General features: G+C 42.4%; 14 protein-coding genes. 7 read left to right on the top strand and 7 right to left on the bottom strand.

The window, feature by feature from the left end; translation table 11 throughout:
- Positions 1 to 27 precede the first annotated feature (27 nt).
- On the top strand, positions 28 to 534 hold the full coding sequence (locus tag BUC20_RS24475) for a hypothetical protein (RefSeq protein ID WP_073234314.1): 507 nt from the start codon (positions 28 to 30) through the stop codon (positions 532 to 534).
- Positions 535 to 563: 29 nt separating this feature from the next.
- On the opposite strand, the gene BUC20_RS24470 is transcribed toward BUC20_RS24475, so the two are convergent.
- On the bottom strand, positions 564 to 1,565 hold the full coding sequence (locus BUC20_RS24470) for a quinone oxidoreductase family protein (RefSeq protein WP_073234312.1): 1,002 nt from the start codon (positions 1,563 to 1,565) through the stop codon (positions 564 to 566).
- A gap of 108 nt (positions 1,566 to 1,673) precedes the next feature.
- Here BUC20_RS24470 and BUC20_RS24465 point away from each other — a divergent pair, with 108 nt between their 5' ends.
- Positions 1,674 to 2,012, top strand: coding sequence for a winged helix-turn-helix transcriptional regulator (locus BUC20_RS24465; protein ID WP_073234309.1), 339 nt, complete (start codon positions 1,674 to 1,676; stop codon positions 2,010 to 2,012).
- Positions 2,013 to 2,016: 4 nt separating this feature from the next.
- Here the strand turns inward: BUC20_RS24465 and BUC20_RS24460 are convergent, their stop codons facing one another.
- The 5 genes from BUC20_RS24460 to BUC20_RS24440 form a co-directional block, all read right to left on the bottom strand.
- Positions 2,017 to 4,431: a response regulator gene (locus tag BUC20_RS24460; protein WP_073234306.1), complete on the bottom strand. Its 2,415-nt coding sequence runs from the start codon at positions 4,429 to 4,431 to the stop codon at positions 2,017 to 2,019.
- 150 nt (positions 4,432 to 4,581) lie between these two features.
- Entirely contained in the window at positions 4,582 to 5,631 is a 1,050-nt protein-coding gene (gene dinB / locus BUC20_RS24455) for a DNA polymerase IV (protein WP_234994590.1), read from the bottom strand.
- A gap of 145 nt (positions 5,632 to 5,776) precedes the next feature.
- Positions 5,777 to 5,953, bottom strand: coding sequence for a histone H1 (locus BUC20_RS24450; protein ID WP_069380607.1), 177 nt, complete (start codon positions 5,951 to 5,953; stop codon positions 5,777 to 5,779).
- Positions 5,954 to 6,201: 248 nt separating this feature from the next.
- Entirely contained in the window at positions 6,202 to 7,065 is an 864-nt protein-coding gene (locus tag BUC20_RS24445) for a sigma-70 family RNA polymerase sigma factor (RefSeq protein WP_073234300.1), read from the bottom strand.
- A gap of 389 nt (positions 7,066 to 7,454) precedes the next feature.
- Entirely contained in the window at positions 7,455 to 8,537 is a 1,083-nt protein-coding gene (locus BUC20_RS24440; RefSeq protein WP_073234298.1) for a Gfo/Idh/MocA family protein, read from the bottom strand.
- Between the two features lie 146 nt (positions 8,538 to 8,683).
- Between BUC20_RS24440 and BUC20_RS24435 the strand changes: the two genes are divergently transcribed.
- Genes BUC20_RS24435 through BUC20_RS24425 form a run of 3 tightly spaced genes read left to right on the top strand, consistent with a single transcriptional unit; the run spans position 8,684 to position 10,609 of the window.
- Complete coding sequence (locus tag BUC20_RS24435) at positions 8,684 to 9,595, top strand: DnaJ C-terminal domain-containing protein (protein WP_073234295.1); 912 nt, start codon at positions 8,684 to 8,686, stop codon at positions 9,593 to 9,595.
- A 12-nt stretch (positions 9,596 to 9,607) separates the two neighbouring features.
- Positions 9,608 to 9,895: a chaperone modulator CbpM gene (locus BUC20_RS24430; RefSeq protein WP_073234292.1), complete on the top strand. Its 288-nt coding sequence runs from the start codon at positions 9,608 to 9,610 to the stop codon at positions 9,893 to 9,895.
- Positions 9,896 to 9,937: 42 nt separating this feature from the next.
- Positions 9,938 to 10,609, top strand: coding sequence for an SOS response-associated peptidase (locus tag BUC20_RS24425; protein ID WP_073234289.1), 672 nt, complete (start codon positions 9,938 to 9,940; stop codon positions 10,607 to 10,609).
- 26 nt (positions 10,610 to 10,635) lie between these two features.
- On the opposite strand, the gene BUC20_RS24420 is transcribed toward BUC20_RS24425, so the two are convergent.
- Positions 10,636 to 10,866, bottom strand: a complete 231-nt coding sequence (locus BUC20_RS24420; RefSeq protein WP_143166905.1) for a hypothetical protein — start codon at positions 10,864 to 10,866, stop codon at positions 10,636 to 10,638.
- 180 nt (positions 10,867 to 11,046) lie between these two features.
- Between BUC20_RS24420 and BUC20_RS24415 the strand changes: the two genes are divergently transcribed.
- Both BUC20_RS24415 and BUC20_RS24410 read left to right on the top strand, forming a co-directional pair.
- Positions 11,047 to 12,438 carry a DNA/RNA non-specific endonuclease gene (locus BUC20_RS24415; RefSeq protein WP_234994589.1) on the top strand — a complete coding sequence of 464 codons (1,392 nt, stop codon included), beginning with the start codon at positions 11,047 to 11,049 and terminating at the stop codon, positions 12,436 to 12,438.
- 93 nt (positions 12,439 to 12,531) lie between these two features.
- The gene (locus tag BUC20_RS24410) at positions 12,532 to 14,076 is read left to right on the top strand and encodes a SulP family inorganic anion transporter (RefSeq protein ID WP_073234279.1); all 1,545 of its coding nucleotides are present in this window, start codon (positions 12,532 to 12,534) and stop codon (positions 14,074 to 14,076) included.
- The last annotated feature ends 19 nt before the right edge of the window (positions 14,077 to 14,095 follow it).

Here is a 14,095-nt window from a genome sequence, read left to right as displayed (position 1 = left end):
AATTTTAGAGATAATGATTAACAGTATATGAGCACAGAACAAAATTTAATAAAAGAACTCATCACCCTTTTGGCAAATAAAAGGTTGGATCAGGAGGAGATCAGCAGAATTACTGAGGTAGTAACCAGGGCTTACCATGATCCGGAAGGATATATTTATTCCGAAGAAGATGGAGATATGAGCTGGTTACTGGAAACAGATCCGGAAGGAATTACAACCTGGGCAATTTATAGCGAGTTGATTGCCTTTTTCATCATCTCTGATAAAATAGATGAGTTCCATGAGCAGGTTCAGGAACCATTCGAAGGAGGGCCCATTCCGGATTTCCCCTACGGACAGTTCCCTTCTACAGATGAGTATTTCGTCTGGATCAACAAGTTATTAAAGGCGATGCCACAAGGCTATCAGCTCATTTCATTTGGCGACAGCTATGGTGACAATTTACAGGGCATCATCGTCGACCGTGCAGATACCCACAAAATCATGGCATTGTGTCAAACACTGAATGTTAAATCAAGCGAGTCATTTTATTAAAAATGACCCGTTTGCCAAGGCATTATTGTCTAATCCACGGTCATCACAATTTTTCTGCCCTGCCCTTGATTATTTTCCATAAGCAGATGGGCCTCCTGAACCGTTTTCAAACTTAATGTGCCTACCACATGAACTGCTGGTGCACTGATCTTTTCCGCATCGATCAACTTCACCACCTGATGAAGCGCCTCTCCATAATAAGCCATATTGTTTCCCAGTGAATGTGCATAATTGGAGATATTTATCACCATACAGCCTTTATCAAAGAGTAATCCCCTTGTCCGTTCTGTAGCTAAAAAGGTCACATCCAGATAAGTTCCATATACCTTCAATACTTCAGCTGCGATTTCTGAGCTCTCCCCTCCAACGATCTCTACCACAACATCAAACAACGCTCCTTCATTCGCAGCAATCAGCTGTGCTGCTACATCTTTGGTTTTGTAATTGATCACCTGATTTTCTTCCAGACCAAGGGCATATAAAGCATCCGTACTTTTCTGACTTCCGGCAATACTAAAAATCTGATGAATCCCATGTTGTTTCAGAATCCGGATCAGGAAGCTTCCAACAGCTCCGGATCCTCCGCTGATGAACACCTTTTGTCCGGCTTGTATATTCATTCTTTTAAAACATTGCCATGCAGTTAATCCTGCGGAAGGAATTGCTGCAGCTTCCTCAAAACTGATATTTGCTGGTTTATGTGCCATTACCAGGGGAGTTACCGCCATGTATTCTGCATAACTTCCGTTCGAGCCTTTACTTCCCGATGCTGCGATCACTTCATCACCGGGCGCAAAACCGGTTACCTGATCACCTATGCCAACGACTATACCAGACAGCTCCCTTCCCAGGATGGCTGAAGTCATGAGTTGTTTCTCCCTGCGGCCCTGTCTCATTTGATAATCTATGGGATTAAATCCCGCTGCTTTAATCTTTACCAATACTTCTTCCGCTTTCGGAACGGGGATTTCTATTTCAGCAAGACGGAAATGATCTACATCTCCGAAGCCTTCTAATGCGATTGCTTTCATGTTAATTTTGGTCTTATATTTGCACTTACACAAACCTACGGCACAAAAAAAGAATTATCCATCACTCCTTAATTTGGGAGTAACTCATAAAAAAGTGAGTACTCAGCTATGATCAAAGAAACCTCATCAAATGCCCTCAATAAGGCATTTTTATTAAAATCGTGCAGAATTAATACGGCTCTGGATACCATTTCGGGAAGATGGAAGGCGCTGATTCTGATTCATATCTCTGAAGAGACAAACCGGTTCAGTTTATTAAAAAGTGCTTTAGGCGGGATATCAGACCAGACCCTTGGCAAGTGCCTGAAAGAACTGGAAAGAGATGGCTTGCTTTGGAAAGAAATCATAGCGGAAGTTCCCGTACGGGTGGATTATCATCTGTCTGAGAAAGGAAAAGCCCTATTGCCGATCCTGGTCAGCCTTTCCGAATGGAGCGATATGAAATAGCCGTTCAGGACTTATTATTAATCACCTCCAGCAGCAGCTGATGCATTTCATCGGGATTAAAAGGTTTGGACAGTACATACAAAATTCCCATTTCCGCTAGCCTCATCCGCACTTCTTCCAGAATATCTGCGGTAAAAATGATCACTTTTGTTTGCGGATAATCTACCTGAACCTTTCTCGCCAGCTGGTACCCATCCATTCCAGGCATGTGCAAATCGATTAAAATGATATCGAAATTCATGGTATTCAACATCGCTAATGCAGTATAACCATTATCTGCCTGTTCGGCCTCAATTCCAAAATTTCCAAGCTGACGTTTTGCCACCAACAAATTCACAGGATGATCATCCACAATCAACAACTTCAATTCAGGTAAAATACGACGGCTATGTGCTTCCCCTTTCAGTACTTTACGTAATTCAGTTTTTTTGACGATCATAAACTCGATTTCGAATTCAAATACCGTTCCTTCATTTACCTTGCTGCTCAGAAAGATCTCGCTGTTGAACAGGCTCACCAGTCCTTTGGTAATGCTTAAGCCAAGGCCCGTCCCCTGTTGTTGCCTGTGACTGGCCTGCTGAACCTGATGAAATTTATCAAAGACCAGGTTGTGGAGGTGTTCCGGAATTCCAATCCCTGTATCCTTCACTTTGAAGCGCACCTTCACCCTTTCTTCATTGAACGCTGTCGCTTTCAGCTCTACCACAACCTCCCCTTTTTCGGTAAATTTAATGGCGTTTCCAATGAGGTTATTCAGGATTCTTCCCAGACGGAGTTCATCAAAGACAATAGTTCCCGGAATGTGCTGATCGGTATGAAACTTCAGCTCCAGGCCTTTCAGTTCTGCCATAGACTGGAACTGCTTCACGATATTCCCCACCAGAAAGCTAAGATCCCCTTCCGTTTCATGGAGTTCCACCTTTTTATTTTCGATCTTTTCCAGGTCCAGAATGTCATTCACGAGGTTCAGCAAATGGTTGGAGGAGAAGCTCAGGTGATCCACATATTCTTTGACCTGAAGGTCAGGAAAATCAGTCTGACTGAGCAGGTTACAAATGCCAATAATTCCATTTAAAGGGGTACGTATTTCGTGGCTCATGATCGATAGAATTTCCGTTCTCTTTCTCGCCACCTGTTCTGCCAGGTTTTTTGCAGCAATAAGTTCTTCCTGACTCTTTTTATTGTGTGTGATGTCTTTTAAAATCCCACGGAAAGATTGAACAGTCCCATTTTCCAATACCGGAACTCCTGCAATTCTGACCCATTTCTTATTTTTAATTGCAGAAGTCAGCTCCAGCTCCAGATCAAAGGGCTGCGATTCTTTAAAAGCTTCATTCAGGGTATTCAACAAGATCAGCTTATTGTCGTGATCAAAATAATCAAGAATAGATTTATAGTTGAGTACAAATTCATGGTTCAGGTCTTTAATGTCGTTGATTTGCCTGGTCACAAAAAGCTCCCTGCTGTACAAATGGTATTCCCAACCGCCCATTTTAGAAATATCAAGCCCGATATCGAGCAGGTTATTGATCCTTTTCAGTTCTACCGTATTTTGTTGTAGCTGGTCGCTCATCAACTTTTTGGCGGTAATGTCTTCAATTACACAGATGACCCTGATCTCTTCTTCATCTTTCCCTGCATCAATCTTTTGAAATTTCGCACAATACCACAGGTCTTTGTTGATGTCGAAGTCCGGATAGACACACTCTTGCCGCTCTCCGGTAATCAGCAGTTCCTGAATACATTCGATAAATACATAGGCAAAACCTCCCATTACTTCGGTCAGGCTTTTATCGATAAAAAGCTCTGGCGGCATAAAGAGCTTGGTTTTATCTTTTACCCATACCTTTTTAATGACAGTATTTTCATCCAGTTCCAGAATAATATCATCAAGGGATTCGATCAGGGCCTGCAAACTGGCCGTTCTTTTCAACTGCATATTCAGCTCCGGGACCATCTTTCCCGAGAGGTTCATATAAGCCAGTATTCCACTCAACACAGGTATAGCGGACTTTATAAGTCCATAACTTTCAGCAGTAAAAGGCGGTCCTGAGCGAATGAAGTAAAGCAGACCTACCACCCCCTCTCCATCCCTGATGCTACAGATCAGCATGCTTTGCTCGCCTATTTTTTTGATCTGATACTCTTTTGTGGGGATATTGCCCGTCTTTTTTAAAGTCGCATGCAGTAGGCCAACCTGGCCATTATTAACGAAAACATCCCCTAACCTGTTGTTATTATTGATTAAACCCGCAGAATTGCTCTGCGTGACTTCACATAACTCGGACAACAATTGCTCTAACACCTCATCCTTATGCAATGTGGAATAATAAGCACTCTGAAACTGCAATAGCTTATTAAAAAAAGCCAGGTCTGGCGCAGTCAGATAATTATTAGAAAAATCTGCAAAGGATTGCATAGGATATCATTAGTCTTTAGATGCTGTGCTCAATTTACATAAATAACCTATAAACAAATCCTCTTATTACAGATTTCTGACCTAAGTTAAATACCAGGCAACATTATTTAGAGAAAAGCATTCTCCCCTATGAATCTGGAAATCATAATGCTATGGAAAGAGCCTGGGCTGATAAGCTGTTCCATGATCTGGTGCCGCTGCAAAGTTCGAAACGGAAATTCCCAAAAGCCTGACTTTCCTTCCTTCCAGTCCTGCCGAAGCCAGTAAAGATCTGGAGACTTCATTGATCATCGCTATCGTGGTAATTTCCTCGGTAAAAGATTTGCTCCTGGTAATCTGTTTAAAATCACTAAACTTGATTTTCACCGTCAATGTCCTTCCATACAGCTTATAGAGGCTCATTCGTTGAAATACGATCAGGGCAATTCTGTCCAGCTCAGGGTTCATTTCGGACAATTCCCCGAGGTCGTAAGAAAAGGTATCTTCTGCACCGATCGATTTTGTCTCCTGATTGGGTTCTACCTGGCGGTGATCGATACCTCTTACAATTTTATAAAAGAAACGGCCACTTTTCCCGAAAAGGTGTACCAGCTCTGCTTCGGTCAGTTGCTTCAGATCAGCCCCTGTATGTAAGCCCCTGATTTTCATCTTTTCGGCAGTCACTTTCCCCACCCCATGGAATTTTTCTACCGGAAGCTGCGCAATAAAAGCTTCCACTTTTGAGGGTCCGATAAAGGTCAGCCCATCCGGTTTATTCATATTGGAAGCCACTTTTGCCACAAACTTATTCACTGAAACACCGGCAGAGGCGGTCAGGTTTAATTCTTCTTTAATTGCAGTTTTGATGGCTTTGGCAATATCAATAGCCGATCCGATCCCCAGTTTATCATCACTGACATCAAGATAGGCCTCATCTAATGACAAAGGTTCAATCAGGTCTGTATACCGGCTAAAGATCTCCCGGATTTTCCTGGAAACGTCTTTATAGACTGCAAATCTCGGATAAACGAATATCAGATGAGGACAGAGTTGCTGTGCCCTTTTAGAGGACATTGCGGAATGCACTCCAAATGCCCGGGCTTCGTAACTGGCAGTAGCCACCACCCCTCCACGGCCTTCGGGTCCGCCACCAACAGCTACAGGCTTCCCTCTGAGGGAAGGATCGTCTCTCTGCTCTACAGAAGCATAAAACGAATCCATATCAATATGTATAATCTTGCGTTGGGGCTGTTGCGCTAAAGGACTCATAAGGCTGAAGCCTTAAAATTAGAAAATAAAATCCTGAATAGCTATAAACAGGAAAGGCCTGCGAATTGCAGGCCTTTCTTCTGACATTCAAAGTAGATTACTTCGTGTTTTTTTTCTCAGTTACTTCAGTACGGATCTCCTGAGCAAGGCCTTTTAGATCTTGCATTGCTTTACGTACTCTTGTACCAGCAGCACCGTTTCCTGAATTATAAAATTTGTCTGCATCAGCTTCAACGCCTGCAATAAGTTCTTTAAGTTTCGAGAATTTTTCCATGTTTTTCTTTCGTTTAAGATTTTAAATATATGATATAACGCTTTAAAGTTAATAATTATTGGATTTCCACCAAATGAATATTTATCGATAGGACTCTTTTTTTATTCATAAAGCCTATTTTTCCATAAAAACCGCCCTTAAAGGGCTATTTCGTTTAGATAAAACAGTAAAATATATAAACAAAACAGCCTAAAAAAAAATAAAAAAAATACGCTGGAGGCCCGAAATAAGGCATGATCGGGGTGTTTTTAGCACAGATACTCTCTGAGCAGCTCCGATTTTGTGCTAGTTCTTAAGGTCTTTAACGCCTGATCCTTGAGCTGACGGATCCTTTCTTTACTCAGTTTAAAGATATACACCATGTCATCAAGTGTAACTACCGGATGTTCATACAAGCCATAATAATAGAACATAATTTTCTGCTCTCTTTTGGAGAGGATATTCAGAAGCCTCCTCAAATCGATCAAAAAGGATTCCTCCTGTAATCTATGATCAGCCCTTGGTGCATTTTCGTTGGGGATCATATCCTTTACCGTCATCTCACTGTCCTCACTGATTAAAGCATCCAATGAAGTTGCCAGTGGGGAATTTATAACATATTCCAGGACCCTTTCTTCCGGGATATCCATCCACTCCGCAACCTCGCTGACACTGGGTGTGCGTTCCAATTGCTGTACCAGCTTATCTATTGCTTTTCGCGCCCTGGTAACCCCCAGAATCTGATTACCTGGCAAACGCACCGTACGCTTTTGATAGGCAATGGCTGCGATGATAGACTGGCGGATCCACCAGACCGCAAAAGAAATGAATTTAAAACCTTTGGTTACATCGAATCGTGATGCCGCCTTGATCAGTCCCTTATTCCCCTCACTAATCACATCAGAAAGTCTTAAGCCATGGTCCTGATAATTTTTAGCAACAGAAACGACAAAACGCAGGTTTGCCCTGATCAGTTTGTTAAATGCTTCCACATCTCCCTCACGGGCTCTCATCGCTACTGTAACTTCTTCCTCTGAACTGAGTAGTTCAATTTTTCCAATTTCATTTAAATACCGTTCCAGTGAATCGACCTTCCTGTTGGTAATGGATTGTGATATCCTTAAATGTCTCATAAATGGTTTGTTATAGTTTAATAATTGATTAAATCAAAATCCGCGATATCAGCTACAAAGGCTTCCTTTTAAAAACTCAGATATATTAATTTTAAGAGCGTAAGACATCATGAACTACCATCGCAAATAAAAGTTGTTAAAGACCTAATCTGTAGCTCCTTCAACACCTTCTGAAACAAACATATAAAAAAATAAATACACTAAGTCGAAATTAAAAAAATATTTTTTAGTGAATAAAACCTCAACAAAAGCACTTTTTAATCACAAAATAAAAACATAAAACAAAAATTTAATACACTAAGTAAAAATTTGACAGAACATGAATTTATGTGACAAACAAAAAGCCAGCGCTGAGGCTGGCTTTTTGTTGTATTCCAATGGACTTTCTGTTATTTAATCCTGACCACTGCACCTGTTTTCACAGACTCATCACTGGCAAAGGCTACATTGAGACTATTCAATGCATCCTGCGTCGGTTCCGTCAGATCCAGATCCTCCAGAATCGCCCGGAGAAAATGCCTTTGCTCCCTGCTGCAAAGCTCCTGATGGTCCGGTTCATCCCTCAGGTCAATCCATTCATCTTTTCGCGAAAACACCCCCTTCTCATCCAGATCAGCATAATGAACCTTAATGGATTCTGTTTTGGTATGCGCATCAATCAGGTCAGACTTTCCTGCTGCAGCCGCTTCTTTTGCAACAATAGAAACTGCCCCTTTTGGCCCGATCACATCTTTCACAAAAAATGCAGTATCACTCATCATCGGGCCCCAACCCGATTCATACCAACCCACAGAACCATCTTCAAACCGGATCTGCAATTGTCCATAATTATAATTGTCTTCAGGAATATCATCTGTTAAACGTGCACCAATAGCCGTGACCTGCACTGGTTTCGATTGCGTCATCTGACACATCACATCAATATAATGCACCCCGCAATCTACAATGGGGCTCAGGCTTTTCATCAGATTCTGATGCACCATCCACTTGGATCCCTGACTTTGCTGATTCAAATTCATCCGCATCACCAATGGCTTTCCCATTCCCTGCGAAAGCTCAATAAACTTTTTCCAGGATGGATGATACCTTAATATATAACCGACCAGCAACTTCTTATTGTACTTCTTCGCTGCGTCAGCAACCCGCTGTGCCCCTTCCATGCTATCTGCCAGCGGCTTCTCTATAAATACATGGCAACCCTGCTCCATCGCCCTTACGGCATAGACCTCATGGGTATCCGGATACGTAGAAATGCAGACCGCATCAGGTTTAGTGCTTTCCAAAGCTTCCTCATAATCATTAAACAAAGCGTAAGCTCCACCCAGTTTCTCATTTAACAAAGTCTTACTGTCTCCTCTGGACACCAATCCGCAAATCTCAAAGCCTTCCAGTTCGTGATAAGCAGCAGCATGGGATACCCCCATGTTTCCACAACCCACCACCAATACCCTAATTTTCTTTTCTTCTGCCATATTTGATTACATATCATTTAGTATCTCAAATTTATTATAATAACTTAAAAAACCAGTGTACTCAACACACGATGTTAAATCATTCGGCTGCTTTTTGATAAAGCAAGAAAATAATACCTTAAATTTGAGAACAGATCAATTATGACATGGCATTCATAGACTATTATAAAATTCTGGGTATTGACAAAAAGGCTTCTCAGGACGATATAAAAAAAGCCTACAGAAAATTGGCAAGGAAATATCATCCGGACCTCAACCCCAACGACAAGGAAGCGAACAAGAAGTTTCAGGAAATCAATGAAGCAAATGAAGCGCTTAGTGACCCCGATAAACGAAAAAAATACGATGAATACGGCGCTAACTGGAAGAACTCTGAACAGTTTGAGCAGGCGCAGCGATCGCAATCCAGAGGACGCAGTCAAAACCCATTCTCCGGCGGTTCAGGAGGATATGACGGTTCAGATTTTGGTGCAGGAGGAGATTTCTCTGATTTCTTTGAATCCATGTTTGGCGGAGGAAGTGGAAGATCGGGAAGAAGCAGCATAAAATATAAAGGCCAGGATTATCAGGCTTCGCTAAAACTGAAACTCCGGGATGCCTATAAAACCCATAAACAAACCTTAACGGTCAACAGAAAGAACATCAGGATTACCATACCGGCAGGTATTGCAGATGAACAGGTGATTAAATTAAACGGGCATGGTGGCCCAGGTGTAAACAACGGCCCGGCCGGCGACCTTTACATCACCATCAATATTGAAGAAGATGCCATGTTTAAAAGACTGAATAACGACCTTTATATCCAGCAGGAGATTGACCTCTATACTGCAATTCTTGGTGGCGAGGTAACCATAGAAACCCTGGACGGAAAGGTGAAACTGAAAGTCCCTGCCGGAACACAGAACGGAACAAAAGTGAGGCTGAAAAACAAAGGATTTCCTGTATATAAAAAGGAAGGAGAATTTGGAAACATGTTCATCACCTATACCATCCGCATCCCTGCAGACCTGAGCGACAAGCAAAAAGAACTGTTTAAAGAACTACAAAATCTGAGTTAAACACCAGCAGCTATGGAAACAGAATTCATCACCATCACTGAATATTGCGTCAATTACGACATAGAGCCCTCTTTTATCGTCTCGCTGGAGGAGTCAGGCATCATTATATTCACCATTATCGGAGAAGAAAAGTATATCCATCAGGAACAATTCAGTGAATTGGATAAATACATCCATTTACATTACGACCTGCACATCAATATTGAGGGCATAGATGCAATCCGGCATTTATTGCTGAAAGTAAATCAAATGCAGGAGGAAATCAGGGAACTCCATAAAAAACTCCACCTGCACGAATAGCTTTTTTTGTGCTGGTTTTATAAAAAATTATTAAATTCACGGATGGCTTCATCTTATTCTCTGGCCGAAGAGCTTTCTACCATTCAACACTACTATCCTTACGAATTGGAGGAGGCCTATACCCCTATTTATAATATCGGACTTTCCAGCCCCGGAATGGTCATTACTGCAGACCAGCCTGAGCTCATCAAAAAGATGCACTTCTCCATGGTCCCTTTTTTCTTTAAAGGGCGAAAATCTTCCATGTGCAATGCCAAAAGCTCCCAGATCCTGGTTAAACAGGTATTTAAACAACTCATGATTACGCATAAACGTTGTCTGATACTGGCGGATGGTTTCTATATATGGCAAAGGTTTGGAGAAGAAAAATACCCTTTCAGGTTTAGCTTAAAAGACCGTCAGGTATTCTCAATGGCAGGATTATGGTCTGCCTGGACCGACCCGGAAACAAAAGAAAGGTATGAGTCTTTTTGTATCGTCACCGTTCCGGCAAACCCATTGGTAAGAGAGATCAGAAAATCAATGCCCCTGATCCTGACACCGGAAACTGAAAAACTCTGGCTCAGTAAAAACACTACAGAAGAAGAACAGCTGGAATTGTGTACTGCCTATCCGGAAGATCAGATGATCCGTTTTCTAGTTTCCAGGGGGATTGCAGACAGAACCATCAACGACCTCAGCCTGATCAAACCCCTAAACTACGTACCGGCTTAACCTCAATACACACACCTCTATTAGCCTCAGCTCTTTTTAAAACGGGTAATTAAGGCAGTCAGCTCCGACTCGGCAATCAGCCGGGGATCTGTAAATTGTTTTTTCAATAAATTTCGGGGAACCTTTACCAGACCGGTGGTGGTCTGCAAAATCACTTCTTTTTCCAACAGGGTATGCGAAAAATAATCTCCTACATTAGGGTTCAGCTCAGACAACCTGATCAACAGCTCATAAAATACAAAAACGGGAATACTCACCTTCCAAAGGTAAAACAAGCCGCTTTTAATATGGAATTATCATTACATTAACAAAGAACGATGATTTAACATAGGTTTAACCCCGTAGGAACCTGATTGTTAAAAAAAATTATCCACATTTGAATAATTTAACATTGTAGTAATATTTAAACTCATTATTTTGTACGAAACATCAAAACTATGAGAATAAAACATTTACTTATCTACACTGGTCTGACTATGCTCACCTTAGCTGGTTGTTCCAAAAAAAAGGAGGACAATCCTGTCCCTCTCACCTACAAAATCACAGAGGATTTCGAAAATGGCCGTAAGGCGGCTTATGCAGCCAAAAACGATACACTAATTACCGGGATATGGAATCTTGATGATGCATTAGCAGGCAATACCGATCCCGATTTGAAAAACGGACTAAGAAGCATCAGGTTAAGAACAGGAAAAATCACCATGAACTTCGATGTAAGTGGAATAAAGACTTTATACATCAGTCATGGTAAATATGGAAAAGATGCCAATTCTACCTGGCAATTATCAATGTCAACAGATGGAGGTACCACCTTTAATCCCGTTGGAGCGGCAATTCAGGAAAGCAATACCACTTTAGTGACAGACTCCTTCCAGATTGACGTGACAGGAAAAGTGCGTTTCCAGATCAGCAAAACCGGGAAGGACAGGGTAAATATAGACGACATTACCTTTAAAGGAATAGGCGAATCAGGAATTATCCTGGGAAAACCCATTAAGGATCCGGGTGACGATGGCCCTACACCAACCCTGCCTTCAAGAGGTCTTGTGGTTGGCGCAGACGCACAACCTTTAACTGGGGACGACAGCAATATGCTTTTTGGAAATCCTTCCGGTGCAACAGCACTTACCCCGGAAAACTACTTCCTGGATATGCGCTATTATACCCAATCTTATAGCAGCAGCAGAGGCACTCCAAACTGGGTGAGCTGGCATATCGACACAAAAAGCATTACTAAAAAAACGGAAAGATTAGATAATTTTGCAGGCTACAGCGGCTTACCTACCGGTTTCTACCAGGTATTAAACAGCAGCTACTCCGGTTCTGGTTTTGACAGAGGTCATAACTGTCCTTCTGCCGACCGCCTCAGCTCCGTTGAAGCGAATGGCGCAACCTTTCTGATGACCAATATGATCCCGCAAGCACCAAACAACAATCAAAAAACATGGGAAGGACTGGAAAGTTACCTCCGTGCACAGGTCACTTCAGGAAATGAAGTATACATCATTATGGGTAGCTATGGAGCAGGTGGAATAGGAAGCACAGGAACATTAAGCAACACCATTAACAATGGAAAAGTAACGGTACCAAGTCAAGTATGGAAAGTGGCAGTGATCATCCCTAACGGAGATGGAGACGCGCAGAGAGTAAGTACTGCGACAAGAGTGATCGCTATAAATACGCCGAACGTCAATACGACCGATCCGGATTGGAAAAAATACATTGTAACGGTAAGAGATATTGAAAAAGCAACCGGATACGACCTGCTTTCTAACCTGTCTAAAGAAATACAGGATGTGGTAGAAACGAGAAAAGATGCTGGTAATTAACTCGGGATTCAAATAAAAAAAACGGCTGTTCAAATTGGACAGCCGTTTTTTTATGTCAGAAAAACTGAGTCCATACCTTATCTTTGTCCTTACATGAAACCCTACCTCCGACTTTTCGACTTCTCTCAGAAAATCAACTATAAAATTGAAATCCTGGCCGGCCTGACCGTTGCCATGACCATGATGCCCGAATCCCTTTCCTTTGCGATCCTGGCAGGCTTTCCTCCTCTTGTAGGATTATACGCTGCATTCATCATGGGACTGGTGACTGCCATTTTTGGGGGCAGACCAGGACTGATCTCCGGAGGTGCAGGCGCTACAGTGATCGTTTTAATTGCCCTGATGAAATCACATGGACTGGATTATGTCTTTGCCGCAGTAGTCCTGGCAGGAGTTTTCCAGATCAGCATCGGTTTGTTTAAACTTGGCAAATTTGTACGCCTCGTTCCTCAACCTGTGATGTTTGGCTTCGTAAACGGCCTGGCCATCGTCATCTTTATGGCGCAACTGGAGCAGTTCAAAGTAAATGTAAACGGAGAAATGCATTGGTTAAGTGGTAGTGCGCTCTACCTCATGCTGGGACTCGTTGCCTTAACCATCGCCATTGTGGTATTCCTGCCTAAGATCACCAAAGCCATTCCCGCCTCTCTCGCTGCCATCATTGTGGTGTTTTTATTGGTTTTAGGTTTTAATATTGATACCAAAACCGTCAAAGACATTGCTTCTGTAAGCGGAGGCTTCCCTCCTTTCCATATTCCCGAAGTGCCCTTCAATTTACAAACCTTACAGGTCATCTTTCCTTATGCCCTGATTATGGCGGCTGTAGGCTTAACCGAAGGTTTACTTACCCTGAACCTGGTTGATGAAATTACAGAAAGCAAAGGAAACAGCAACCGGGAATGTATTGCACAGGGATCTGCAAATATGCTCAACGGCTTTTTCTTTGGCATGGGCGGATGCCCGATGATCGCCCAGACCCTGGTGAACCTTTCTGCAGGGGCAAGAGCCCGTTTATCCGGAATTGTTGCTGCCCTGACCATCCTGATGATCATTCTCTTTGGCGCACCAATCATAGAAAAAGTACCCATGGCTGCGTTAACCGGAGTAATGATCATGGTGGCCATCGGAACCTTCGAATGGATGAGCTTCAGAATCATTAACAAAATGCCAGGTAAGGATATATTTGTAGGGATACTCGTAGCCGGAATTACCGTCTGGCTCCATAACCTGGCCCTGGCCGTGCTGATCGGCGTCATTGTCTCTGCATTGGTATTTGCCTGGGAAAGCGCCAAAAGAATCAGGGCTAAAAAATACACCGACGAAAACGGAGTAAGGCATTATGAAATCTATGGACCTTTATTTTTTGGTTCCGTAACCGCATTTAACGAAAAATTCGACATCAGCAATGATCCTGCTGAAGTGATCATCGACTTTAAGGACAGCCGGATTGCAGACATGTCTGGCATTGATGCCCTCAACAAACTTACCGAACGCTATTATAAAGCAGGAAAAAAGCTCCACATCACCCACCTGAGCGAAGATTGCAGAGGATTGCTGAAAGATGCCGAAGCAGTGATTGTCGTAAATATCCTGGAAGATCCTACTTACAGAATCGCCACAGAACAGCGTTCATCCTAAACGCAGCCCCTTTTTTCAA

Source organism: Pedobacter caeni (genome assembly GCF_900129215.1).
GTDB lineage: Bacteria > Bacteroidota > Bacteroidia > Sphingobacteriales > Sphingobacteriaceae > Pedobacter > Pedobacter caeni.
The sequence above is the reverse complement of the archived record's forward strand: the minus strand, read 5'-3'. Positions and strand labels throughout refer to the sequence as shown.